We start from the raw sequence: 23,922 nt of genomic DNA on the forward strand, positions 1-23,922 counted from the left end.
AGCAGGCAAAACAGAGCTACAATATGAAGTAAACAGGACAGGCATTGGGGAAGAGAAAAGATGCCGGACAGGAGAGCTTATGAGTATCGAAAAAACAATATTTGGAACCACAAAAGATGGAAGAGAAGTAACTGCCTATACGCTGCGCAACATTCGGGGAATGCGTGTGAAGATCAGCAGTCTCGGAGCGGCAATCGTATCCGTGGAGATGAAAGATTTTGCGGGAGAGCGCAAGGATATTGTGCTTGGATATGACAAAGTATCGGATTATGAAGAGAACGGAACTTTCTTCGGGGCAGCAGTCGGACGGGGGGCAAACCGGACAGAAGGCGCCGGATTTGTGCTGGATGGGACAGAGTATCACCTTCCGAAAAATGAGGGAGAGAATAACCTGCACAGTGGACCGGACAGTTATGCGTTCCGCCTCTGGGATTGTGTGAAAGAGGAGGAAGACAGTGTTTCTTTTCATCTGGACAGCCCGGATGGAGACCAGGGATATCCGGGGAACTTCTCGATTACCGTGACCTATACCCTGACAGATCAAAATGAGTTGAAGATCCACTATGAAGGAGAATCTGATCAGACAACGATCGTGAATATGACGAACCACACTTACTTTAACCTGAATGGACATAACTGCGGCAGCGTAAGACGTCACTGGATAAGACTGCAGGCATCTTCGTTTACACCGGTAAAAGAGACCGGTTCGATTCCGACAGGAGAGATTTGGCCGGTGGAAGGTACACCGATGGATTTCACAAAAGGAAAAGTGATCGGAGAAGAGCTGGCATCCGACTATCATCAGATGCGTCTGGTCAAGGGATATGATCACAACTTTGTCATCGATGGATGGGATCAGACACTGCGCAAGATTGCAGAGGTGGAAGGAGAGCAGTCCGGAATTACCATGAAAGTATATACGGATCTTCCGGGTGTGCAGTTCTATACCGGAAACTTCCTGGAGGGAGTCAGAGGAAAACGCAACATGATCTACCACGATAACTCCGGCTTCTGTCTGGAGACACAGTATTATCCGAATGCGGCGAATGAGGAAAGCTTCCCGTCACCGGTACTGAAAAAAGGAGAAAAATACGACACCACGACAATATATCAGTTTGGAGTGAGATAATCACATAAAAGTTCCCGGCAGAAATTTTCTGCATATTTCTCTGGACAGCGAAAAACTTGCAGATTTAATTTTACAACCGAATGGAATTCAGATTATTTTTTGATAAAAGAAAAAATAAGGCAGGATGACAAGGAATAAATCCTTAAGCATCCTGCTTTACTTTATACGGTATCATTCCTCTTGATATATCCCGGATTGTCTACATTTGCAATAATTTCTTTGGCGTGTAAGAGCTTTGCACGCTTGTCTACCACCTGATTTTCCACATGAACGTCTTCTCCTACATAAGCGCCCGGAAGGAGAACGGTATTCCTTACAACAGCACCTTTTTTAATCATGCATCCACGTCCGATCACAGAGTTTTCCACAGTGCCTTCGATCAGGCATCCGTTGGATACGAAAGAGGTTTTTACATTTGCAGTCTCAAAATATTGAGTCGGACAGGAATCTGTCGTTTTTGTATAGATCGGCCAGTTATCATCAAACAGACTGAAGGCGGATTTAAAATCGAGCAGGGAAAGATTCGCTTCGTAATAGCTTTTCAAATCTGTAATGGCGGCAAAGAAGCCACGGTGGGAAACTCCGCGGATATCCAGTTCGCTGCATTCTATATTGATGACTTGGGGCAGTGTGTACATAGAGGACATATCATGCCCTTTTTTGATCAGGTCGATAAACAGTTCTTTTTTCATTACATAAGTATCCATGAAGATATTTCTGTTTTTTGCATTTCCTCTGTTTTTTTCAATCGAGAGAACACCTTTCTGGCGGTTCAGATTCAGAAGATCACAGTTTAAGAAGTGATCCTTTGCATTGTCAACAGAATGATACAGCAGCGTAATATCCGCTTCGGAGTCGATATGGCTCTGTAACAGTGAATCAAAGTTCATGGAGTATACCATGTAACTCGGGGCAATGATCACGTACGGGCAAGGTGTATTTTCAATACACTCTATGTTTTCTATGTAAGCTGCAATTTCGTTGTCATAAATGCTGTTTTCAATTCCGTTTTCAGAAAAGAGGATTCGGACTTTTCCACGTTTGGAGTTGATATTGTAATGTCTTCCGGTTCCGATATGTTCGGTAAGAGAACGGGGCTTTTGATTAATATACACCTGAATCTGGTCAATGCCGCTGTTGCTCATATTGGAAAGCGGAAAATCGATGACACGGTATCTTCCGAGGAAGGACATGGCACCGATCGGACGGTAAGACTGCAGTCCTTTTACCCAGATGTGGTTTCCGGAAAAGTTGATGATTCCTAATGCCTTGCTCATATTATTCTGCTCCTTTCACACGTTTTGCAACAAGTTCGATATGTTCGCTGTCCGGACTGCCTACTACGGCATTTTTCCCGATCCGCACTCCGTCAGCGACCAGGGCGCGCTGTACGACAGCTCCTGCTTCGACAATCACTCCCGGCATGAGTACACTGTCAATGACTCTGGCGCCGGTATCGATCTTGGCACTGGTAAATAACACGGAGTTTTTGACTTCACCGTCGATCATGCAGCCCTGGGTAATGAAAGAGCGTTTAATATCGGCGTTTGGTCCGATATAATGAGGAGGTGTTGTCGGATCTTCCGTATAGATCTTCCATGCGGGATCGTTGAGATCCAAAGCATTATTTTTGTCCAGAAGATCCATATTTGCTTCCCAGAGAGAGTCGATTGTTCCAACATCTTTCCAGTAGCCCTCAAATTTATAGGCATAAAGATCTTTCCCATCATTTAACAGCGTAGGAATGATATCTTTTCCGAAATCGTGGTTGGAATCCGGATTTTTCATATCTGTCAGCAGCATTTTGCGAAGCAGCTTCCAGTTAAAAATGTAAATCCCCATGGATGCCAGATTACTTTTTGGGTGTTCCGGTTTTTCTTCGAACTCTACGATACGTCCTGTAGAATCGGTATTCATAATCCCGAACCGGCTTGCTTCTTTGATCGGTACTTCGATCACAGCAATCGTGGCATCTGCACCGCAGGTTTTGTGATAATTTAGCATGGCATCATAATTCATCTTATAAATATGATCACCGGACAGGATCAGAATATATTCCGGAGCGTAGGTGTCAATAAAATCGATGTTCTGGGAAATCGCATCTGCAGTCCCCCGATATACATCCAGATTGGAATCTGCTTTCTCACGTGGAGGCAGTACATAGACTCCACTGTCTTTGGCATCCAGTCCCCAGCGTCTGCCTGCCGCAACGTAGCTGTTCAGCAAGATCGATTCATACTGCGTGAGCACACCGACAATATCAATTCCACTGTTGGCGCAGTTGGAGAGTGGAAAATCGATGATACGGTATTTTCCGCCGTATGAAACCGCGGGTTTTGCCACTTTATTTGTCAGGTCATGCAGGCGGGTGCCTCGTCCGCCCGCCAGGATCATTGCTAACATATTATTTTGCTTCATAGTGAATCCTCTCTTTCATAAACTTTTATATATTATACAATTTTTTAGTAGATTTTTCTATGATTATGTGCAAAATGTTGTATATATATCTGATTGAGAAAGGGAAGACGTAAAACGAATTGCAAATACCACAAGAATGAAGTATGCTGACAGATAGAATCAACAGAGGAAAACAAAAAACGGAGGTGCACAATGAAATTATTGGAATTTTGGGAGGAAATATCCCTGATGCCGGACGCTGTGCGGCAGCTTGAAAAGCTGGAGATCACAGAAGGGGAATATGAGAAGCTGCGGGAGTTATTTCTCAGAGATGTGAATTTGTTTTATGAAGCAGTGAAAAAAAGAGAAGATTTCCGGCTGGTATTTTTATATTGTTTTTCAAAAATGGCCTGTGAGGTTTATGATCGGTATTGTGAACAGGGGATTTCCAGACGGGTTTACCGGGATACGTTTTATGATCTGACATTGTGGTGTGAAAATTGTTATAAAGCGTATGGAGAATATGGGATTGCGCAGTACGACTGGTTTTGCAGACATCTGGATATGAGTCTGTTTCGGCTTGGGCGTCTGGAATTTGAGAGGATCCCGTCTTTATGGGAGATACAGACAGACGGGATATCGGTTCACAAAGGAGATCCCGTGATCAGCGTGCATATCCCGCAGGGAGAGAAGCTGGAGCTTGATGCCTGTCTGGATTCATTTCGTCAGGCAGAACAATTCTGGAAGGAGAAGCAGGTATATCTTTGTCATTCCTGGCTTTTATATCCGGGGCTCAAAGAAATTATGAAGCCGGAATCTAATATTTTGCAGCTCCAGACATTGTTTCATATTGTTGCGGTTGATTTTGAGGGGAGAGAGGCAGAAGAGAGGATTTTCGGAGAATTGGAGACGGATCCCCGAAACTATGCAGAGGACACCAGCCTGCAGAGAGCAGCCAGAAAATATCTGCTATCCGGGGAGAAGCTTGGGAGCGGACTTGGGGTATGGACAGGCGAGGAAAAAGACGCAAATACAGCAGATCATATTCACACATGGATACAGGAACACACAGAAGAACTGGTTAACACAGCAGATTACATTTTTCGGCATCCAGAACTTTCCAAAGAAGAAGTCGTATCTTCAGCCTGTCTTTCTGACTATCTGGAAGAAAAAGGATTTCGTATCACAAAAGGAATCGCAGGGCTTCAGACCGCATTTGTTGCAGAGTGGGGAACAGGAAAACCGATACTTGGATTTCTGGCAGAGTATGACGCTCTTCCGGGTCTTGGCCAGGAGCCGGTCTGCACGTATCAGCCGCTGAAAACGCCGGGGCACGGATGCGGACACAATCTGCTTGGCACAGCCTGCGCAGGGGCAGCCTGTGCCTTGAAAGAGCGGATGGAAAAAGCGCAGCTTTCCGGAACAATCCGGGTATATGGCTGTCCGGCAGAAGAAATCATCATCGGAAAGATCCAGATGAATGAAGCGGGGGTGTTTGATGATCTGGATGCGGCGATCACCTGGCATCCTTTTGACCGGAATCGGGTGAGTTATGATATCTGGCAGGCGCAGGACATGAAGAATTACAAATTTTACGGAGTCAAAGCACATGCGTCCAAACATCCGGAGCTTGGCAGAAGTGCACTGGATGCGGCAGAACTGATGAATGTGGGAGTGAATTATTTACGGGAACATGTGGCGGATGATGTTCGGATTCATTATACATATACGAACACAGACGGACCGGCGAATATCGTGCCGGATTTTGCTTCTACGAATTACTTTATCCGTTCATCCAAACGTTCCAGGACAGAGGATGCATCGAACAGAGTGGATGACTGTGCGAAGGGTGCGGCTTTGATGACCGGAACGAGAGTGGAGATCGAGCTTGTGACGAGCAATCAGGAAATGAAAGTGAACCGTCCGCTGGCAGAAGCCTTTTATCAGGCGATGACAGAAACTTCACTCCCGGAATATACAAAAGAAGAACTGCAGTTTGCAGAAACCATCACAAAAGAAGCGGGATTGATCAATGACGGAAATTATTTTGGAGGTCTGGAACCGTTGGAAGATCAACCTGTTTTGCTGGCGATCGGAACGGATGTGTCGGAAGTCAGTCATACCGTGCCGACTGTGATGCTCAGTGCTGCTACGATGTGTAAGGGTACACCGCTGCATCACTGGAGTGCAGCCGCACAGTCCGGAATGAGCATCGGGCAGAAGGGAATGCTGTATGTGGCAGAATGTATGGCGAAAGGGGTGCTTGGTCTTCTTGAAGATCCAAAGATTCTGAAAGAAGCATGGAGAGCGCATCAGGAATAACAATTTTTCAAAAACTGCATATGGTAATCCGGGAGGTGGTAAGATGTTTTCAGAGATACAGACCATTCCGGATGCCGCTGCAGAGATCAAAGGAAGCCCGGAATTTCCAAAAATCCGGGGAATGGTATATTTTTTCGGAGTTCACAATGGAACGATCGTGGCAGCCGATATCCGCAATCTGCCTGACGGAAATGCGTTTCACGGATTTCATATTCATGAGGGAACCTGTCAGGGAACAAAAGCGGAATCCTTTGCACAGGCGGACGGACACTACAATCCGACAAATGCCATGCACCCGCAGCATGCAGGAGATATGCCTTCACTTCTGGCAAATGACGGAAATGCATTTTTGATCTTTTACACAGACCGGTTTCATCCCGAGGATGTGATCGGAAGAGCGGTTATCATACACGCACATCCGGATGATATGACAACCCAGCCTTCCGGAAACTCCGGCGCTATGATCGCGTGCGGAGAGATCCGGGAAATGAAGGCAGAATAAGAAAAGCCTAATCTTCCGGGCAGATATCCTTTTTTAGGAACACATATTCTGTCCCGGAAGATAGAGACTCTTCGAAAGCAAATCCAAGTCCGGTGAACTGTTTCAGATCTTCTGCAGTCTGAATCTGGTGTTCTGCCATCCAGCGGACCATTTCTCCCCGCGCCATTTTCGCGAGCGTGGCTTTCACCTTTACTTTTCCCTGAACGAACTCGCCGAAAACGCAGGTGACGCAGTGTACGTCTTCTGTCAGATAAGGAAGTACTGCTTTGCTGTATTCTGCGGAAGCGAGATTGATGAGCTCTTTCGGAGAGTCTTTCTCAAATTTACAGTACAATGCCTGATATAGCTGATTGTTCCAGAAATGATACAAATCAGTGGCATTCTCAGTTTCCAGTTTGGTCTGCATCTCCAGACGATAGGGAATGACAGCATCTGAAGGGCACAGGACACCATAAAATCCGGAAAGAATGTTCAGATGCCGGTTTACGTAGTCCCACTGTGTATCAGAAAAGATGCCCGGTGCGAGGTATTGGTATTGGATCCCTTCATAGGCGAGAACAGCGGGAGTGACAGCGTCAGCCGGTGTAAATTCGCACAGTTTTTTTGTATTTTGAAGTGCCAGTTTTTCACTGCATTTCCAAAGTTTCTGCAATTCTTCAAATGACATCTGCTTTAGCGTCTGATATAAAAGGTCTGTCTGTTCTGCAAAAACAGGTGTGGTGGCAGTGCCGGGAAATTCTTCGCATATATTCATTTTTTTCGCAGGTGAAATGATGATTTGAATCATAAATGGTGGTTCTCCTTTTCTTGTGTATGCTCTATGACAACGTTTGTTTCTGCATCCAGTATGCTTCTTAATTCCTCCAGCCGCGGATCGCCTTTGAAGTAGGAGGCTCCGTAAGTGAGATTGAATGCATAATCAAAATCCGGTGGATTTTTTCCCTGATTGTGTTGCAGGATCGTTTCTGCTTTATCCAGTGCCTTTACCAGATGTGCTTCCGGGATGGAGCAGTTGTTGTATTCGTTCCACAGGGAAAGAAATTCTGACCGTTTTGGCTCGGGGAGAAGCTGGAAGATCCGACAAATATCAAGGTATTCCTGTTTGGATTTTGCAAGGGGATCCGTATTGGAAATTGCAGGAATATCTCCGGCATAGAGTTCTCCGAGATCGTGGATCAGACACATGGAAAGCACTTTTTTAGCGTCCAGCTCCGGAAATTCATCGATCAGAGTCAGAGCAAGCAGCGCAAGACGAAAAGAATGTTCTGCCGTACTTTCCTGTCGTCCTGTTTTGGTCCAGGCAGTGCGGGTGACAGATTTGATCCCCTCTACGGTGCGGATAAAATCCAGGTATTCGTTGAGATGTTCCATAGAATCTCCTCCTTGTGAAAAGTTCAAAATAAAAGGTTATAATTGATGTAAACAATAATTATCATACGATATTTTCGGATGGAAAGTCTACCATAACAGGCAGAAAAGTGTTATTATCAACAACAAAGTACAACAAGGAGTTTTTAGTATGAAGAAAATAATTTTAGGGTCAGCTTCACCGAGGCGAAAAGAGCTTTTATCACAGATCGGGGTTCCGTTTGAAGTGCGTGTCAGCAATAAGGAAGAAGTGTATACAAATACGGTTCCAAAGGAGATTGTAAAAGAGCTGGCGCTGATGAAAGCGGAAAATGTGGCATCCGAGATCCCGGCAAGGAATGTGATCGTGATCGGTGCGGATACGATCGTTGTGCATGAAGAACAAATTCTGGGAAAACCAAAGGATGAACAGGAGGCTTTTGAGATGATCCGGTCACTGCAGGGAGATACACATCAGGTATATACGGGTGTTGCGGTTCTGGATTTTGATGAAAACGGAGAAAAAACGGTGATCAGCCACGCAGTGGAAACAAAAGTTTCTGTCAATCCGATGAGCACAGAAGAAATCCAGAAATATATAGAGAGCAAAGAACCTATGGATAAGGCCGGGGCTTACGGAATTCAGGGGAGATTTTCCGCATTCATTGAGAAGATCGAAGGGGACTATTTCAATGTCGTAGGACTTCCTGTTTCTTACGTATATCAGGTGTTAAAAGAACTGGGGGAGGTATAAGATGCGAGGCAGAAAAACAGCGGCAAACTGCGAAAGCTGCATGAATTATGAATATGATGACGATTATGAGTGCTATGTCTGTACGCAGGATCTGGATGAAGATGAGATGGTGAGATTTGTGCAGGGAGATTTCAGAGAGTGCCCGTATTATCAGGTGGGGGATGAATACCGGGTGGTGAGGAAGCAAATGTGAGAGAGCTTATGCGAAAAGTCCGCAAAAGATATGTAGCTTTCAACACAAATCAGGCTCCGCCGAAGAAATCCCTTGAAGTGGCTGTAACGCCTGTTGGATATGTTCGCCAATTGGCTCACATATAACAGCCTAACAGCCAAAATCAAGTGTATTTCCTCGCTGCGCTACAATGATTTGTTTATGAAAGCTACATATATTCACAAACTTCCGCCATTTTCCCGCAGCCATTTCTGTGCTTTTCGGTAATCGGGCAGTACGGATTCTACAATATTATAAAAGGCTTTTGAGTGATTCATTTCCAGACGGTGGGCGAGTTCATGTACAACGATGTAGTCCACGATTTCTTCCGGAGCGAAGATCAGACGCCAGTTATAGTTTAAATTTCCGGCGCTGGAGCAGCTTCCCCAGCGGGTTTTCTGTTCCCGGATGGAGATACGGCCGTAGGTGACGCCCATGATACGGGCATAATATTCTGTCTTGCGTGTAAAAATATCCCGTGCAAGCTGGATGTATCGTTTCCGGTCATTTTCAGAAATCTGAGGTTTTTCAGAAGATTGCTCAAGACGCTGAGATGCCGAGTCCAGATGCTTTAGGATCCAGGCTTGCTTTTCGTAAAGAAATGTATCAATGGTCGGGGCAGGACAGTTTTTGGGTACCCGGACACGGACCGTCGCCTGTGCAGTAATCTGAATTGCGAGGGATTTTCTGTCACTGTATATGACTTCATAAGGAAAGGGATGCTGCATGAAATTCTCCTTTGTAACAATTATTTTAGTTTCAGTTTAGAGAAAACAAAAAGAAAGTGCAAGATATAATTTATAAAAAGGTTTTGTTGTTTTTGTAGAAAATATGAATTGCTTTATTCTGGGAAAAGAGTGTATAATAAATTTATTCGTAAGCTGTATTCTTGCAGCACTTTTGAGTTTTAAAAGTTCAGAAGAATCTAAGGTTCAATATTCAGGCCAATCAGCCGGTATTTATCCAATGTTTTGAAATAAGATCTTTGCTGATGGAAATAATACAGAAAATGACTGTTGAAAGGGTTAAATTTATCATAGTAGAAAGCAGGTGAGAACATGATTGATAAGAACTATTTTGGCGAAGGAAAGAATATTGAATTTAAAAGAGAAATTCCAGGTAATCATGAGAAATTTTTAAAAGATATTATTGCATTTTCTAACAGCACAGGTGGGAAAGTGATAGTAGGAATTGAGGATGAAACAGGGACTGTTTATGGAATTGGTGAACAAAGCCCATTTAAATTGTCGGATTCCATTTCTAATATGGTTTCAGATGCGTGTACACCACAGATTGAACCGGATATTTCAATCCAGACAATAGAAGAAAAAACGGTACTTGTCATAGATATTGTTCCTGGAAAGTTCAGACCTTATTATATTGCGAAAAAAGGAAAAGAGACTACAGCTTTTATTCGAATTAATGGAACAAGCAGACCTGCTGACGCAAGAAAATTAAAAGAGTTAGAGTTGGAAGGCCAGAATATTTCCTATGATTCACTACAGGAAATAGGAAGAGAATTTGACAAAGAAAAGGCATTGAAACTTTGCGAAACAATGAAAAAGATAGCAGTTATATCCTGTAAAACAGACGAAAAAAATGCAGCAAAGGACATGACTATAGAGAAGCTTGAAGATTTTGGAATTCTTTGTAGGGTAGGGAGAACGCTCTATCCGACACATGCATTTGATCTGATGACAGATAACAAAAGTAAAGCATCAAAAATTCAATGTGCATTATTTAAGGGAACAATCAGAGATGTTTTTATTGATCAAAAAGAATTTGATGGGCCAATTTACGAACAGGTGGAAAAAGCATATCAATTTGTTTTAAGGCATATTAATATGGGGGCAGAAATCGAAGGGATATATAGAAATGATTCTTATGAACTTCCAGTATCTGCTATTAGAGAAATGATTGCCAATGCTGTTGTACACAGGAGTTATGTAGATAAGTCTTGTATTCAGGTGAGCATTTTTGATGACAGAGTTGAGGTGTTATCACCTGGGATGCTTTATGGTGGATTGGATATTGAAACTGCAAAGTTAGGAAAATCTACTTGCAGAAATGAAGCGATTGCAGAAGCGTTTCATTATATGCATATAGTAGAGGCATGGGGAACAGGGATACCGAGAATTATAAACAGATGTAGAGAGTATGATTTACCTGAACCGACATTTGAAGAGTTTGGAAATGGATTTAAGGTTACAATGTTTAGGAAAGTAAGCAACGCCAATGAAAAAGTAAGCAACGCTAATGAAAAAGTAAGCAACGCTAATGAAAAAGTAAGCAACGCTAATGAAAAAGTAAGCAACACTTTTGAAAAGTATTTGCCATTATTCAAGGAAGCAGAGATTACGGAGAAATTTATTGAGAATAGTGGCAGAGTATTTCTGGAAAGTGGAGTAGACAAACCATTTGGACAGGCAAATATTATGGAATGGTTAGGATGTTCAAAATCCAAAGCAACAAATGTTATGAATGCAATGAAGGCAGCGAAAGTCATAAAAAAAGTCACAGGACTGGGTGCAGGGAAGTATAAGTTTATAGAACTATAGAAAAAAGAGAAGGTCTCTCAAGGAAGGCACCCCAACAGAACAATCTTGCAATCCCGATGTTATCTTTCTATAATATTCTTAAGTGTAAAGGAAATGGAAGTATCGTTTGAAATGATACAGAAGAGCAGAAAGGGAGCGGGGAATGAAAGAAAAGAAAGAGAAAAAACAAAACGGCTATTTCCGCCATATGGCGGAAGCGATAAAAATGGAACTCAGGGAACATAAAAGCTCATTTATGGTGTATCTTATTTTGCGGATTCTTGTGATCGTGATGCTGGTGCTCCAGGTTTTAAATCAGAATTATGAAAACGTATTTTTATGCATTCTGACACTTTTGCTTCTGATTGTTCCAAGTTTTGTGCAGGTAACGTTTAAAATAGAGCTGCCTACAACGCTGGAGATCATCGTATTGTTTTTTATATTTGCAGCGGAGATATTAGGTGAGATCAATGAATTTTATCTGCTGTTTCCGTTCTGGGATACGGTGCTGCATACGCTGAATGGATTTCTGGCAGCGGCAATCGGATTTTCTCTGGTGGATCTGCTGAACCGGAGTGAGCGTACCGTCTTTAATCTGTCACCGGTGTTTACAGCGATCGTGGCATTTTGTTTTTCTATGACGATTGGAGTTGTATGGGAGTTTTTTGAGTTTGGGATGGATCAGTTTCTCGGATATGACATGCAGAAGGATACGGTTCTTTCTGCAATCACATCGGTCATGCTGAATCCGGACGGAAGAAATATTCCGGTGACGATCGATCAGATCAGGGAAGTGATGATCAATGGACAGCCATTGGGGGTGGGCGGATATCTGGACATCGGACTGATCGACACAATGGAAGACTTGTTTGTGAATTTTATCGGTGCAGCAGTTTTTTCAGTGATTGGATTTTTCTATGTGAGAAGCCGTGGAAAGGGCGTTGCAGGCAGATTTATTCCGAGAAGAAAAAGAGCGGAGAGAGATTTCCTTAAAATTGCAAGGGAACAATCTCTGGAAGAGTCTGAAAATAAGGAGAAAATACAGTCTCAAAAGAGAGAATAAGGTGGAAATGGGACTTTTTGTACACAGAATTGTGCTTCTATGTGCAGAAAGTCCTCTTTTTTTATGGTTTCAGAGAGTATTTCCACAAACAGAACGACAGGTATTTCACAATATTATGGAAGTTTGATGAAAAAAGTGCAAATGAATTACTGTATATTAGTGAAAAAGGAATGGTATAAAATAAAAATGACGAAAAGTCAGTAAAATAAGGTTGAAATATTCCTAAAAAAAGAAAAAAACGTATTTTAAAACACTGGGAATTTCGACAAAAAAAGAGTGCGATCGGAAAAAGAAAACCCTAAATTTTTTTTGTTGACAAACTCACTTGCTGGGAGTAGGATTTAGATAACTTTTTAGGCACGCTGTCTGAAAAGGGATTATAGTACGGAGATTTCAAAGCATGAAATTTCCTTTTTTATGCTCGTAAGAGGCCTCCACCTGGAAGAGAAAAGGGAAGACCCCCAAAGGGCAGTAATTAAAAAAAGAGACAGGAAAGGGAGGGAGCGATACGGAAAATTTAGCAACAGAATTGATGGAAGAGCTGAACTGTAAAACAGTATTTGAACTTCCGGTTCTCGGCGGAATTTCGGAGTCCGTGGTTGTTACATGGATCATTATGGCGGTTCTGGTTGGATTATCATTGATTCTGGTGAGAAATCTGAAGGTAGAAAACCCGGGAAAAGTTCAGTTGGCATTGGAAGCTGCAATTGACTGGGCAACGGATTTCTTTGAAGGGATCCTCGGTAAAGGGAACAAAAGATATATACCGTATCTGATCACAGTTCTTCTTTATCTGGCGTGCGCCAACATGATTGGTCTGCTTGGCTTTAAGCCGCCGACAAAAGATCTGAATGTAACAGCAGCACTTGCCGTGATGAGTATGTGCCTGATCGAATATTCAGGAATACATAAAAACGGTATGAAACATTGGGTCAAGCATTTTGCCAAACCGGTGCCGGTGGTTGCACCGATTATGATTCTGGAAATTTTTATCCGCCCATTGTCGCTCTGTATGCGACTGTTTGGTAACATGCTGGCAGGATTTGTGGTAATGGAACTTTTAAAAGCATTTGTTCCGCTGATTATACCACTTCCGATGAATTTCTATTTCGATATTTTTGATGGTCTGATTCAGGCATATGTATTTGTATTTCTGACCGCACTGTTTATGACAGAAGAACAGGAATAGAAACGGAATTTTTGAACAAATAAAAGAATAAAAAGGAGATTAGAATTATGGGAGCACTTATTGCAATTGGAGCAGGAATCGCAGTATTAACAGGTATTGGAGCAGGAGTGGGAATTGGTATCGCAACAGGAAAAGCAGTGGATGCAATCGCAAGACAGCCAGAGGCTGAAAGCAAGATCAGCAAGAACCTGATCCTTGGTTGTGCACTTGCAGAGGCAACTGCAATTTATGGATTTATCATTGGTATTCTGATCGTATTCTTCTTAAAATAAGCAAATAGAATTAACAGGAAAGGCGGGTGTGGGAAGTGCTGAGATTTGATATGAACTTTCTATATACCATGATTAACCTGATCGTCCTGGCTTTCTTATTAAAGAAGTTTTTGATCAAGCCTGTGACCGACATTATGGAAAAGCGCCGTCAGCTGATCGAAGACGGATTGAAAAATGCCCAGAATGCACAGGAAGATGCGATGAAGATGAAGGAAGAATATGCGCAGGCACTTGGCGGGGCAAAAGAAGAATCTGTGCGGATCGTAGAGAAAGCACGTAAGGACGCCAAATCAGAGTATGAACGTATTGTAGAGGAGGCGGATGCCAGGGCAGGCAGTATCATCGAGTCTGCCAAGGCGGATATCCGTGTAGAACGAGAGCAGACAATGAGTGCACTCCAGTCTGAAATCGCAGGACTTGCAATGACAGCTGCAGCGAAGATCGTGGCAGAACAGACAGGCAATAATCAGGAAATATATGATAAGTTTCTGGAAGAAGTAGGTGAAGCTCATGAAGACACAGACAACAACTAGTCAGATGTACTGTTCATCTGCAGCAATGCGGTATGCACAGGTGTTGTATGAGCTGAATGTTCCGAAGGAAGCCATACAGAAAGCAAGAGAGATATTTGAGGAGGTACCGCAGCTTCATGATGTGTTTGTGAATCCGACAATTCCGGCACAGAAGAAAGAACGTGTGATCGACAAGGTATTTCCGCAGGAAATGAGAAATTTCCTGAAAGTGGCATGTAAATATGAGAGAATGGATCTGATTCCGGAGATATTTGCTGCATATGACAGATATTGTGACGAGCAGGATCGGATCTTAAGTGCCGTATTGACATGTGTAGAGCTGCCCAGTGACGAGCAGCTCAAAAATATGGAAGCGTTCCTTTGTAAAAAATATGAAGCGAGCAAGGCCAGGATTGAGATTCAGACAGACAGTACGCTGCTTGGCGGATTTGTTCTGCGCACAGGAAGCGATGAATATGACTGGAGTCTGAAAGGACGTCTGGACAGACTAGGACAAAAATTAACCTGGAGGTGAACAAGGTGAGTTCAATCAATTCAGATGAAATTATTTCTATTTTAAAAGAAGAGATAGAAAATTTTGACAGTGTGAGCAAAGACAGCGAAGTGGGAACAGTCGTTGCTGTAGGTGACGGAATTGCGACTATTTATGGGATTGATCACGCAATGTATGGAGAGATTGTTACCTTCGATACGGGTTTGAAAGGAATGGTACAGGATATTCAGAAAAATGAAATCGGAGTCATTCTTTTTGGACGGGACACAGATATCAAAGAAGGGACAAAAGTAACTCGTACAGGAAAAAAGGCCGGTGTACCGGTTGGAAATAAATATGTAGGAAGAGTTGTCAATGCACTGGGAGCTCCGATTGATGGAAAAGGCGAGATCGAAGCAGATGATTACCGTCCGATCGAGCAGGAGGCGCCGGGAATTATTGACAGAAAATCAGTTAGCGTACCGATGGAAACAGGAATCCTTTCCATCGATGCCATGTTCCCGATCGGACGTGGGCAAAGAGAGCTGATCATCGGAGACCGTCAGACAGGAAAAACATCCATTGCGATGGATACAATCCTGAATCAGAAGGGAAAAGATGTAATCTGTATTTATGTGGCGATCGGACAGAAGGCTTCTACTGTTGCAAAAGTTGTAAATACATTGAAGAATAATGATGCACTGGATTATACGATTGTGGTATCTTCTACAGCAAGTGACTGTGCGCCGCTTCAGTATATCGCACCATATGCCGGAACAGCAATGGCAGAGCATTTTATGTATCAGGGAAAAGATGTCCTGATCGTCTATGATGATCTGTCAAAACATGCGGTTGCCTATCGTGCATTGTCTCTGCTGCTCGGTCGTTCACCGGGACGTGAGGCATATCCGGGAGATGTATTCTATCTGCATTCCAGACTGTTGGAGCGTTCCAGCCGTCTGAGTGATGAATTGGGAGGCGGTTCTATTACAGCACTGCCAATCATTGAGACGCAGGCAGGAGATGTATCCGCATATATTCCGACTAATGTAATTTCCATTACAGACGGACAGATCTTCCTGGAGAGCGATCTGTTTGCAGCAGGTATGAGACCGGCCGTAAACGTAGGTCTTTCCGTATCTCGTGTTGGTGGTGCCGCACAGACAAAAGCGATGAAAAAAGCATCCGGAAGTATTCGTATTGATCTGGCACAGTACCGCGAGATGGAAGTGTTCACGCAGTTTAGTTCCGATCTGGATGCTGCGACAAAAGAACAGCTGGAGTATGGAAGTGGTTTGATGGAATTGTTGAAGCAGCCGCTTTATCATCCGCTCAGTCTGCATGAAAAGGTCATCACACTGTGTGCGGCGACACATAAAGTGATGCTTGGAATAGAAAAAGCAAAAATCAAACAGTTCCAGGCAGACCTGCTTCGTCATTTCGATTCAGATTATCCGGAAATCGGACAGGAAATCGAAGAGAAAAAGGTACTGACAGAAGAACTGATCGAAAAGATCGTGGAGACCGCAAAGGAATTCAAGAAGAGCAGGTGTTAATATGGCAAATATCAGAGAAATACAGAGCCGCATCAACAGCGTAAAAGATACGATGAAGATCACAAATGCGATGTATATGATTTCCTCTTCAAAAATGACGCAGGCCAGAAAAAAACTGGCGGATACAGAGCCGTATTTTTATGGACTTCAGGGTGAGATTTCCCGTATCCTGCGCCATGTGCCAGAGATCCGGCATTCTTATTTTGATGCCCGCCAGGATATCCCGGCAGAGCAGAAAAGGATCGGTTCGATCGTAATTACGGCAGACAAGGGACTTGCCGGAGCTTATAATCATAATATTATCAAGCTGGAAGAAGAGATCCTTGCACAGCCGGGGATTCACAAGCTCTTTGTTGTAGGTGAGCTGGGACGGCATTATTTTGCAAAACATAATGTAGAGATTGACACAAATTTCCAGTATACCGTTCAGAAACCGACGATGCACCGTGCCAGAGATATTGGCTGGTCGGTGATCGATCAGTTTCTGGCAGGGGAGCTGGATGAAGTGTATGTTGTATACACCCGCATGGAGAATTCGGTACAGACAGATGCGGAAAAATTGAAACTGCTTCCGTTGGAGGCCAAAGACTTCGGAAGTATGAAAATGCCTCTGAATATGTATCGGGAAGCAATTGAACTGTATCCTTCCGCAGACAGCGTGATGGACAGTATTGTTCCGAACTATGTCATTGGTATGGTCTACGGATGTCTGGTAGAGGCATATGCCAGTGAACACAATGCCCGTATGATGGCGATGAAGGCTGCTACAGACAGCGCTGAAAGCCTGATCCGGGAGTTGTCAATCGTATATAACAGAGCCAGACAGGCTGCAATTACCCAGGAAATTACGGAAGTTTGCAGCGGTGCGAAGGCGCAGAAGCAGAAAAGGAAGTGAGAATAGCATATGAATAAAGGACGAATTGTACAGGTTATGGGACCTGTCGTTGACGTAGTATTTGAAGACGGCAATCTTCCTTATATCAAGGATGCTCTGGAAGTTGAAAATAACGGAAAGAAATGCATCATGGAGGTTGCACAGCACCTTGGAAACAATGAGGTGCGCTGCCTGATGCTTGCTGCCAGTGAAGGACTGCATAAAGATATGGAAGTAACAGCCACCGGAGCAGGAATCAAAGTTCCTGTCGGTGAGAAGACACTGGGCAGACTGTTTAATGTATTAGGTGAAACAATTGATAATGGAGAACAGATCGAGGATGCAGAAAAATGGGTAATCCACAGAGAACCGCCTACATTTGAAGATCAGAGTCCTGTAGTAGAGATCCTGGAGACGGGAATCAAGGTCATCGACCTTCTTGCACCATATGCAAAGGGCGGTAAGATCGGATTGTTCGGTGGTGCAGGAGTCGGTAAGACGGTGCTGATCCAGGAATTGATCCGAAACATTGCGACAGAGCACGGTGGATACTCTATTTTTACCGGAGTCGGAGAGCGTTCCCGTGAGGGAAATGACCTCTGGTCTGAAATGAAAGAGTCCGGTGTTCTGGAGAAGACTGCTTTGGTATTCGGTCAGATGAATGAGCCGCCTGGAGCGCGTATGCGTGTGGCTGAGACTGGTTTGACAATGGCAGAATATTTCCGTGATGAACAGCATCAGAACGTACTTCTTTTCATCGATAATATTTTCCGTTTTACACAGGCCGGATCTGAGGTTTCCGCACTGCTTGGGCGTATGCCGTCTGCAGTAGGATATCAGCCGACACTGGCAACGGAAATGGGTGAATTACAGGAACGTATCGCTTCTACAAAGAACGGATCTGTCACTTCCGTACAGGCAGTTTATGTGCCGGCGGACGATTTGACTGACCCGGCTCCGGCGACAACATTTGCGCATCTGGATGCAACGACCGTGCTTTCCAGAAAGATTGTAGAGCAGGGTATCTATCCGGCGGTAGATCCACTGGAATCCAGCTCCCGTATCCTGGAAGCAGATGTAGTCGGAGAAGAGCATTACGAAGTGGCAAATAAAGTCATCGCAATTCTTCAGAAATACAAAGAACTGCAGGATATTATTGCAATTCTTGGTATGGAAGAGTTGTCAGATGAAGATAAGGCAACTGTTATGCGTGCGAGAAAAATCCAGAGATTTTTGTCTCAGCCATTCTTTGTAGCAGAGACATTTACAGGAATCCCTGGAAAATATGTTCCGTTAAAAGAGACAATCCGTGGATTTAAAATGATCATTGATGGGGAGATGGATGCATATCCGGAATCTGCATTTTTCAATGTAGGAACTATTGACGATGTCATTGCAAAGGCAAATGCTGAGGCGGCAGAATAGGAGCGTGGCATATGGATACATTTGGTTTGAAAATCATCGCAAGTGACAGGGTTTTTTACGAAGGACGCTGCAGAAAGCTTGTAATTCCGGCGCCGGATGGTGAAAAGGGAATCTTGCCGAACCATGAAAATATGGTGATTGCAGTGAAGATCGGAATGGCCCGTATGGAGATCGAAGAAGGAAACTGGGTAGAAGTTGCACTCGGAAGAGGATTTGCAGAGGTAGTCAACAACCGTGTGACACTGCTGGTAGATACAGCAGAAAAGCCGGAGGAGATTGATATCCGTCATGCACAGGAGCAGAAAGAGCGTGCAGAGGAGCGAATCCGCCAGAAACAGAGCATCCAGGAATATTATCATTCTCAGGCATCTCTGGCGAGAGCTATGAACCGATTGCGAGTATCTCAGGGAAAACGCTGGAATTTATAGAGAAAAGAAACAAGGAAGTTTGCGCAAAAGGTGCAGCTTCCTTGTTTCTTTTCACATATAGTAACTTTTACGGAGTTACTGTTCCCACCAATCTCCACCTATCCATGCGCAATCGTCGTGCTTGCGCACTCCAGTACCGCACTTCGTGCTAGATTGCTTATGTATGGGCGGTGACTGGTTCCACCAGATGTTAAATATAGATTCTTTGCCTTACATGCAAGCATGACGGTTCAGAACCTATATTTAACATCCGGTGTGAACAGTAACTTTTACGGAAAAATTTATAACATATTCATGGAAATTTAATTGTGTCCCAACAAAATTTCAAGTATAATAAAACCAATCTTGAAAGGAATCCCTTTCAGTTTTCAAATATGGCATAAGAGGCCATTCAAAAATAATTTCCAAATAAACGCACAGAAAAGATGGATAAGACGTTACCGTGCATAGTAACAAGAGAATAGATGGAGTTTGTCTGTATTTGCGATTGTGAAACATCGTGTCAAAAGATATAATAAAATTAAGAATACAGTTACATGCTCATCGAAATCTTCTGAATTCCATCAGAAACCAAGGAGGAGCATGTATGAAGAAGGAAAAAACAACACAATTTTTAATGAAGCCAAAAGTAGATTTCTGTTTTAAAGAGCTGATGGAAGATGAAGAGGTGCGCAACGCATTTCTGGCGGCGGTACTTGGAATTGATCTGGGAGAAATCGTTGAGAGCAGGATTTTGCCGTCCCATTTGCGCCAGAAGGATAAAGATGATAAGTTGGGAATTTTGGATGTACGGGTTTTGTTAAATAACAAGGAGCAGATTGACATTGAAATTCAGGTGACAGCTAGTGAATACTGGGCAGAACGCACGTTGTTCTATCTGGGGAAGATGTTTACCGATCAATTAAAACCAGGAGAAGACTATCAGAAATTAGAAAAATGTATTCATATCGGGATTTTGAATTTTACCATGTTTGAAGATGAAGAATATTACTCCTGTTTTCACTTCTGGTCAGATCAGGGGAGAAAGATGTACAGTGATAAAGTTGAGATCCACACATTGGAACTCCCGAAACTGGCAAAATATGAGTATCCGGAGACAGAGCTGCTGAAATGGCTTCAGTTTATCAATGCAGAAACCAAGGAGGAATTTGAAATGGCAGCGGAAAAAAGCGAATATATTAAGAAGGCGTATGAGGATTTGAACCGGATCAGTGCGGATGAGGAGAAGCGTCTGGAATATGAGGCAAGAGAGCGTGCGATTCGAGATCACCAGTACTTTTCTACGGTTTATAAAAACACTGGATTGAAAGAAGGCAGAAGGGAAGGCAGAAGACAGGCAACTGTAGAATTATTACAGGAAATGGGAATGGAAAAAGAATGCGTGTGTGCAAAGGTACAGGAAAAGTTCCAGCTTTCTTTCCAAGAGGCTGAGCAGGAAGTAGAAAAATATTGGAAATAATAGCGGTAGCTTTTTTGTTTTTAAAACTGGCATGGTTAAAAACGTTAAAACTGGATGTTTAAGAAAAGCCAATCTTAATGTAGTATTCATATAAAAATGATAGCAATTAAGAGGAGGTACAGCAAATGAGTGCAGAAAGATATGAGCTCAACAAGCAGTTAGCACAGATGTTAAAAGGCGGAGTGATCATGGATGTGACAACACCGGAACAGGCAAGGATTGCAGAGGAGGCGGGAGCATGTGCAGTGATGGCGCTGGAAAGGATTCCGGCTGATATCCGTGCAGCGGGCGGAGTATCCAGAATGAGTGATCCGAAGATGATCAAGGAAATTCAGGAAGCAGTATCCATTCCAGTTATGGCAAAATGCAGGATCGGACATTTTGTTGAAGCACAGATATTAGAGGCAATCGAAATTGATTATATCGATGAGAGTGAAGTACTTTCTCCGGCAGATGATGTTTATCATATTAATAAACGCAAATTCCAGGTACCATTTGTATGTGGTGCAAGAGATTTGGGAGAAGCGCTTAGAAGGATCAATGAAGGAGCTTCTATGATCCGTACAAAGGGAGAGCCGGGAACAGGAGATGTGATACAGGCAGTCAGACATATGAGAATGATGAAGCGGGAAATTGCAAAACTGGTCTCCATGAGGGAGGATGAGCTGTTTGAGGAAGCAAAGGCCCTAAATGTGCCGTATGAATTGGTTGAATATGTACATCATAACGGACGTATTCCTGTTGTAAACTTCGCGGCGGGAGGCATCGCAACTCCGGCGGATGCGGCGCTGATGATGCAGCTTGGTGCAGAAGGCGTATTTGTGGGATCTGGTATTTTTAAGTCAGGAGATCCGAGAAAGCGGGCAGAAGCAATTGTAAAAGCGGTAACAAACTTTGAAGACTACAGGATGCTGGCAGAGCTTTCTGAGGATCTGGGAGAGGCAATGGTAGGAATTAATGAACAGGAGATAGAACTTTTGATGGCGGAAAGGGGCAGATAGAATGAAGATCGCAGTACTTGCAGTACAGGGAGCATTTGCGGAACATCGGAAGAAAATAGAAGACCTGGGAATAGAATGTATGGAACTCCGCAAAAAAGAGGACCTGATGAAACCGTTTGATGGATTGATCCTTCCCGGAGGTGAGAGTACTGTGCAGGGAAAACTTCTGAAAGAGCTGGACATATATCAGATATTGAAGCAGAAAATCGAAGAAGGACTGCCGGTGCTGGCAACTTGTGCCGGCCTGATCCTTCTGGCGGAAAATTTGACAAATGACCGGAATATTTATTTTGCAACATTGCCGGCAGCGGTGAAAAGAAACGGTTATGGCAGACAGCTTGGAAGTTTCCGTACAGTACAGGAAATGAAGGGAATCGGGAAAATACCGATGACATTTATAAGAGCTCCATATATTGAAAAAGTTGGAAAAGGAGTAGAAGTTCTTGCGGCAGTAGATGATCGGATCGTGGCAGTAAAATACGGGACACAGTTTGGGCTGGCATTTCATCCGGAATTAGATCAGGACAACAGAATACATGAAATGTTTCTGGATACGGTTAAAGCAGCCATACAAAACAATGAGTCTGCTATAAAATAAATCTATAATAGGATATTCTCAATCTATATTGGACAAATAAATCCTACTATGTTAATATGATTACAAGGAATTAAGAAAGAAACAGATTCCAAAGAAGGAGGAAATAGAAATGGCAGATATCAGAGATTCTAAAAACTGGGGATTTGAGACAAAACAATTACACATTGGACAGGAACAGGCAGATCCGGTTACAGATGCAAGAGCAGTCCCGATCTATGCAACAACCTCTTATGTATTTCACGACTCACAGCATGCGGCAGACCGCTTCGGACTCCGTGATGCAGGAAATATATATGGAAGACTGACAAATCCGACACAGGATATTTTCGAACAGCGTATTGCAGCATTAGAAGGCGGTGTGGCAGCGCTGGCTGTAGCATCCGGTGCGGCAGCAATTGCCTATGCATTTCAGGCACTTGCAAAGGCGGGAGAGCATATTGTGGCATCCAAGACCATCTACGGCGGCACATACAATCTTCTGGCGCATACTCTTCCGCTCACAAACGATGTGACAACAACGTTTGTGGACCCTGAGAAAGAAGGATCTTTTGAGGCAGCCATTCAGGAAAATACAAAAGCGATATTTGTAGAGACACTTGGAAATCCGAATTCAAATCTGATCGATCTGGAGAAGGTGGCAGAGATCGCGCACAGACACAATATTCCGTTGGTAGTAGATTCTACATTTGCAACACCGTATCTGATCCGGCCGATCGAACATGGTGCAGATTTGGTGATTCACTCCGCAACGAAATTTATCGGCGGTCATGGAACAGCGATTGGAGGCGTGATCGTTGACAGTGGAAAGTTTGACTGGAAGGCATCCGGCAAATATCCGTGGATTTCAGAAGCCAACCCGAGTTATCATGGTGTATCGTTCTCAGATGCAGCAGGCAGTGCGGCATTTGTAACCTATATCCGTGCAGTGATCCTGCGTGATACGGGTGCAACACTTTCTCCGTTCCATTCCTTTATCTTCCTGCAGGGGCTGGAGACATTATCTCTGCGTGTTGAGCGGCATGTGAGCAATGCGCTGAAGATCGTGGAGTATCTTGCGAATCATCCGCAGGTAGAGGCTGTACACCATCCGTCACTGGAAACGGAGTCAACCCATGAATTATATAAGAGATATCTCCCGAACGGAGGCGGCTCTATCTTTACTTTTGAGATTAAGGGAGATGCGCAGACGGCCCAGGCATTTATCGATCAGCTGTCTATCTTTTCCCTGCTGGCAAATGTAGCAGACGTGAAATCTCTGGTGATTCATCCGGCAACCACCACTCACAGCCAGTGTACGGAGGAAGAATTGTTAGATCAGGGAATCAAACCAAACACGATCCGGCTTTCAATCGGAATTGAAAAAGTAGAAGATCTGATCGCAGATCTTGATGCGGCATTTAAAGGAGTAAAATAATGGATATTGATGTTTTAGCGATAGCGGCAGTGGCGATTACAGTAGTTCTGTTTGTACTGCTGTCCTATCTGGGAAGAAAAAAGCATTTACGTCCCAGTCCAGTATGCATTTCTGATCGTATTGACACTGATCGTTTCCATCGGAACAGTAGGAGTTCCGGGAACCTCCACAGTAACAACCACAGCACTGTTTACTGCAGCAGGACTTCCGGTAGAGATTATTGTACTTCTGGTTCCGATCTCAAGCGTTGTCGATATGATGCGTACAGCAACAAATGTGACAGGTGCGGCAACAGCAGCAGTTCTTGTGGCAAAATCCGAGCAGCTTTTAGACAGAGAGGTTTATGACCAGAAAAAGAGTGAAGACGGATTGAGCGGAGCAGCTGCAGTTGGTGAATCTGCGAGATAATAAAATAAAAAGCATTCCTGCCGGAAATCAT

The 23,922-nt window shown here is 43.6% G+C and carries 25 protein-coding genes; 20 read left to right on the forward strand and 5 right to left on the reverse strand.

What is annotated here, in order from left to right:
- The first annotated feature begins 79 nt into the window (after positions 1-79).
- Positions 80-1,129 carry an aldose epimerase family protein gene (locus tag FXV78_RS06745; RefSeq protein ID WP_004842787.1) on the forward strand — a complete coding sequence of 350 codons (1,050 nt, stop codon included), beginning with the start codon at positions 80-82 and terminating at the stop codon, positions 1,127-1,129.
- Positions 1,130-1,290: 161 nt separating this feature from the next.
- Here FXV78_RS06745 and glgD read toward each other — a convergent pair whose 3' ends face one another.
- On the reverse strand, positions 1,291-2,406 hold the full coding sequence (glgD, locus tag FXV78_RS06750) for a glucose-1-phosphate adenylyltransferase subunit GlgD (RefSeq protein ID WP_004842785.1): 1,116 nt from the start codon (positions 2,404-2,406) through the stop codon (positions 1,291-1,293).
- Position 2,407: 1 nt separating this feature from the next.
- A complete protein-coding gene (locus FXV78_RS06755) occupies positions 2,408-3,547 on the reverse strand; it encodes a glucose-1-phosphate adenylyltransferase (protein WP_004842783.1) in 1,140 nt (379 codons plus the stop codon).
- 192 nt (positions 3,548-3,739) lie between these two features.
- Here FXV78_RS06755 and FXV78_RS18610 point away from each other — a divergent pair, with 192 nt between their 5' ends.
- Together FXV78_RS18610 and FXV78_RS06765 are read left to right on the forward strand one after the other, a co-directional pair.
- Positions 3,740-5,848, forward strand: a complete 2,109-nt coding sequence (locus FXV78_RS18610) for an amidohydrolase (protein ID WP_004842779.1) — start codon at positions 3,740-3,742, stop codon at positions 5,846-5,848.
- Between the two features lie 43 nt (positions 5,849-5,891).
- Positions 5,892-6,350, forward strand: coding sequence for a superoxide dismutase family protein (locus FXV78_RS06765; protein WP_004842778.1), 459 nt, complete (start codon positions 5,892-5,894; stop codon positions 6,348-6,350).
- 7 nt (positions 6,351-6,357) lie between these two features.
- Here FXV78_RS06765 and yaaA read toward each other — a convergent pair whose 3' ends face one another.
- Both yaaA and FXV78_RS06775 read right to left on the reverse strand, forming a co-directional pair.
- Positions 6,358-7,137, reverse strand: a complete 780-nt coding sequence (yaaA, locus tag FXV78_RS06770; RefSeq protein ID WP_004842777.1) for a peroxide stress protein YaaA — start codon at positions 7,135-7,137, stop codon at positions 6,358-6,360.
- Entirely contained in the window at positions 7,134-7,721 is a 588-nt protein-coding gene (locus tag FXV78_RS06775; RefSeq protein ID WP_004842776.1) for an HD domain-containing protein, read from the reverse strand. The genes yaaA and FXV78_RS06775 overlap by 4 nt, the downstream gene beginning before the upstream one ends.
- A gap of 148 nt (positions 7,722-7,869) precedes the next feature.
- On the opposite strand from FXV78_RS06775, the gene FXV78_RS06780 reads away from it, so the two are divergent.
- Both FXV78_RS06780 and FXV78_RS06785 read left to right on the forward strand, forming a co-directional pair.
- Positions 7,870-8,451 carry a Maf family protein gene (locus FXV78_RS06780; RefSeq protein WP_004842774.1) on the forward strand — a complete coding sequence of 194 codons (582 nt, stop codon included), beginning with the start codon at positions 7,870-7,872 and terminating at the stop codon, positions 8,449-8,451.
- A 1-nt stretch (position 8,452) separates the two neighbouring features.
- On the forward strand, positions 8,453-8,644 hold the full coding sequence (locus FXV78_RS06785; RefSeq protein ID WP_009245703.1) for a DUF6472 family protein: 192 nt from the start codon (positions 8,453-8,455) through the stop codon (positions 8,642-8,644).
- A gap of 197 nt (positions 8,645-8,841) precedes the next feature.
- Here the strand turns inward: FXV78_RS06785 and FXV78_RS06790 are convergent, their stop codons facing one another.
- Positions 8,842-9,390 (reverse strand): M48 family metallopeptidase, encoded by a 549-nt coding sequence (locus FXV78_RS06790; protein ID WP_004842770.1) that lies wholly within the window; start codon positions 9,388-9,390, stop codon positions 8,842-8,844.
- 330 nt (positions 9,391-9,720) lie between these two features.
- Between FXV78_RS06790 and FXV78_RS06795 the strand changes: the two genes are divergently transcribed.
- The 15 genes from FXV78_RS06795 to FXV78_RS06865 all read left to right on the forward strand — a co-directional run bounded on the left by FXV78_RS06795 (position 9,721) and on the right by FXV78_RS06865 (position 23,891).
- Entirely contained in the window at positions 9,721-11,220 is a 1,500-nt protein-coding gene (locus FXV78_RS06795) for an ATP-binding protein (protein ID WP_004842767.1), read from the forward strand.
- Between the two features lie 142 nt (positions 11,221-11,362).
- Positions 11,363-12,262, forward strand: coding sequence for a DUF2238 domain-containing protein (locus FXV78_RS06800; protein WP_004842765.1), 900 nt, complete (start codon positions 11,363-11,365; stop codon positions 12,260-12,262).
- A gap of 532 nt (positions 12,263-12,794) precedes the next feature.
- Entirely contained in the window at positions 12,795-13,451 is a 657-nt protein-coding gene (locus tag FXV78_RS06805) for a F0F1 ATP synthase subunit A (RefSeq protein ID WP_004842759.1), read from the forward strand.
- Positions 13,452-13,498: 47 nt separating this feature from the next.
- Positions 13,499-13,723 (forward strand): ATP synthase F0 subunit C, encoded by a 225-nt coding sequence (gene atpE / locus FXV78_RS06810; RefSeq protein WP_004842758.1) that lies wholly within the window; start codon positions 13,499-13,501, stop codon positions 13,721-13,723.
- Positions 13,724-13,758: 35 nt separating this feature from the next.
- Entirely contained in the window at positions 13,759-14,256 is a 498-nt protein-coding gene (gene atpF / locus FXV78_RS06815; RefSeq protein ID WP_009245701.1) for a F0F1 ATP synthase subunit B, read from the forward strand.
- Positions 14,234-14,770 (forward strand): ATP synthase F1 subunit delta, encoded by a 537-nt coding sequence (gene atpH / locus FXV78_RS06820; RefSeq protein WP_009245700.1) that lies wholly within the window; start codon positions 14,234-14,236, stop codon positions 14,768-14,770. The genes atpF and atpH overlap by 23 nt, the downstream gene beginning before the upstream one ends.
- Positions 14,771-14,775: 5 nt before the next feature.
- A complete protein-coding gene (gene atpA / locus FXV78_RS06825) occupies positions 14,776-16,284 on the forward strand; it encodes a F0F1 ATP synthase subunit alpha (RefSeq protein ID WP_009245699.1) in 1,509 nt (502 codons plus the stop codon).
- Between the two features lies 1 nt (position 16,285).
- A complete protein-coding gene (gene atpG / locus FXV78_RS06830) occupies positions 16,286-17,179 on the forward strand; it encodes an ATP synthase F1 subunit gamma (protein ID WP_004842751.1) in 894 nt (297 codons plus the stop codon).
- 9 nt (positions 17,180-17,188) lie between these two features.
- The gene (gene atpD, locus FXV78_RS06835) at positions 17,189-18,583 is read left to right on the forward strand and encodes a F0F1 ATP synthase subunit beta (RefSeq protein ID WP_004842750.1); all 1,395 of its coding nucleotides are present in this window, start codon (positions 17,189-17,191) and stop codon (positions 18,581-18,583) included.
- Positions 18,584-18,594: 11 nt separating this feature from the next.
- Entirely contained in the window at positions 18,595-19,011 is a 417-nt protein-coding gene (atpC, locus tag FXV78_RS06840; RefSeq protein WP_004842748.1) for an ATP synthase F1 subunit epsilon, read from the forward strand.
- 586 nt (positions 19,012-19,597) lie between these two features.
- A complete protein-coding gene (locus FXV78_RS06845) occupies positions 19,598-20,470 on the forward strand; it encodes an Rpn family recombination-promoting nuclease/putative transposase (protein ID WP_004842746.1) in 873 nt (290 codons plus the stop codon).
- A gap of 125 nt (positions 20,471-20,595) precedes the next feature.
- Positions 20,596-21,471, forward strand: coding sequence for a pyridoxal 5'-phosphate synthase lyase subunit PdxS (gene pdxS, locus FXV78_RS06850; RefSeq protein WP_004842745.1), 876 nt, complete (start codon positions 20,596-20,598; stop codon positions 21,469-21,471).
- Position 21,472: 1 nt separating this feature from the next.
- The gene (pdxT, locus tag FXV78_RS06855) at positions 21,473-22,069 is read left to right on the forward strand and encodes a pyridoxal 5'-phosphate synthase glutaminase subunit PdxT (protein WP_004842743.1); all 597 of its coding nucleotides are present in this window, start codon (positions 21,473-21,475) and stop codon (positions 22,067-22,069) included.
- A gap of 109 nt (positions 22,070-22,178) precedes the next feature.
- Positions 22,179-23,483, forward strand: coding sequence for an O-acetylhomoserine aminocarboxypropyltransferase/cysteine synthase family protein (locus FXV78_RS06860; protein ID WP_004842741.1), 1,305 nt, complete (start codon positions 22,179-22,181; stop codon positions 23,481-23,483).
- A 51-nt stretch (positions 23,484-23,534) separates the two neighbouring features.
- A complete protein-coding gene (locus tag FXV78_RS06865; protein WP_004842740.1) occupies positions 23,535-23,891 on the forward strand; it encodes a cation:dicarboxylate symporter family transporter in 357 nt (118 codons plus the stop codon).
- Positions 23,892-23,922 lie beyond the last annotated feature (31 nt).

This window comes from Mediterraneibacter gnavus ATCC 29149 (genome assembly GCF_008121495.1).
GTDB lineage: Bacteria > Bacillota > Clostridia > Lachnospirales > Lachnospiraceae > Mediterraneibacter > Mediterraneibacter gnavus.

Bases quoted from the DNA above. Each gene is read 5' to 3' on its own strand.
- FXV78_RS06805 (WP_004842759.1), top strand. From the start codon at position 12,795: ATGGAAGAGCTGAACTGTAAAACAGTATTTGAACTTCCGGTTCTCGGC.
- FXV78_RS18610 (WP_004842779.1), top strand. From the start codon at position 3,740: ATGAAATTATTGGAATTTTGGGAGGAAATATCCCTGATGCCGGACGCT.
- atpH (WP_009245700.1), top strand. From the start codon at position 14,234: ATGAAGACACAGACAACAACTAGTCAGATGTACTGTTCATCTGCAGCA.
- FXV78_RS06745 (WP_004842787.1), top strand. From the start codon at position 80: ATGAGTATCGAAAAAACAATATTTGGAACCACAAAAGATGGAAGAGAA.
- atpC (WP_004842748.1), top strand. From the start codon at position 18,595: ATGGATACATTTGGTTTGAAAATCATCGCAAGTGACAGGGTTTTTTAC.
- glgD (WP_004842785.1), bottom strand. From the start codon at position 2,406: ATGAGCAAGGCATTAGGAATCATCAACTTTTCCGGAAACCACATCTGG.
- FXV78_RS06795 (WP_004842767.1), top strand. From the start codon at position 9,721: ATGATTGATAAGAACTATTTTGGCGAAGGAAAGAATATTGAATTTAAA.
- FXV78_RS06800 (WP_004842765.1), top strand. From the start codon at position 11,363: ATGAAAGAAAAGAAAGAGAAAAAACAAAACGGCTATTTCCGCCATATG.
- FXV78_RS06780 (WP_004842774.1), top strand. From the start codon at position 7,870: ATGAAGAAAATAATTTTAGGGTCAGCTTCACCGAGGCGAAAAGAGCTT.
- FXV78_RS06790 (WP_004842770.1), bottom strand. From the start codon at position 9,390: ATGCAGCATCCCTTTCCTTATGAAGTCATATACAGTGACAGAAAATCC.
- FXV78_RS06765 (WP_004842778.1), top strand. From the start codon at position 5,892: ATGTTTTCAGAGATACAGACCATTCCGGATGCCGCTGCAGAGATCAAA.
- FXV78_RS06845 (WP_004842746.1), top strand. From the start codon at position 19,598: ATGAAGAAGGAAAAAACAACACAATTTTTAATGAAGCCAAAAGTAGAT.
- pdxS (WP_004842745.1), top strand. From the start codon at position 20,596: ATGAGTGCAGAAAGATATGAGCTCAACAAGCAGTTAGCACAGATGTTA.
- pdxT (WP_004842743.1), top strand. From the start codon at position 21,473: ATGAAGATCGCAGTACTTGCAGTACAGGGAGCATTTGCGGAACATCGG.
- atpG (WP_004842751.1), top strand. From the start codon at position 16,286: ATGGCAAATATCAGAGAAATACAGAGCCGCATCAACAGCGTAAAAGAT.
- FXV78_RS06785 (WP_009245703.1), top strand. From the start codon at position 8,453: ATGCGAGGCAGAAAAACAGCGGCAAACTGCGAAAGCTGCATGAATTAT.
- FXV78_RS06755 (WP_004842783.1), bottom strand. From the start codon at position 3,547: ATGAAGCAAAATAATATGTTAGCAATGATCCTGGCGGGCGGACGAGGC.
- atpD (WP_004842750.1), top strand. From the start codon at position 17,189: ATGAATAAAGGACGAATTGTACAGGTTATGGGACCTGTCGTTGACGTA.
- yaaA (WP_004842777.1), bottom strand. From the start codon at position 7,137: ATGATTCAAATCATCATTTCACCTGCGAAAAAAATGAATATATGCGAA.
- atpE (WP_004842758.1), top strand. From the start codon at position 13,499: ATGGGAGCACTTATTGCAATTGGAGCAGGAATCGCAGTATTAACAGGT.
- FXV78_RS06775 (WP_004842776.1), bottom strand. From the start codon at position 7,721: ATGGAACATCTCAACGAATACCTGGATTTTATCCGCACCGTAGAGGGG.
- FXV78_RS06860 (WP_004842741.1), top strand. From the start codon at position 22,179: ATGGCAGATATCAGAGATTCTAAAAACTGGGGATTTGAGACAAAACAA.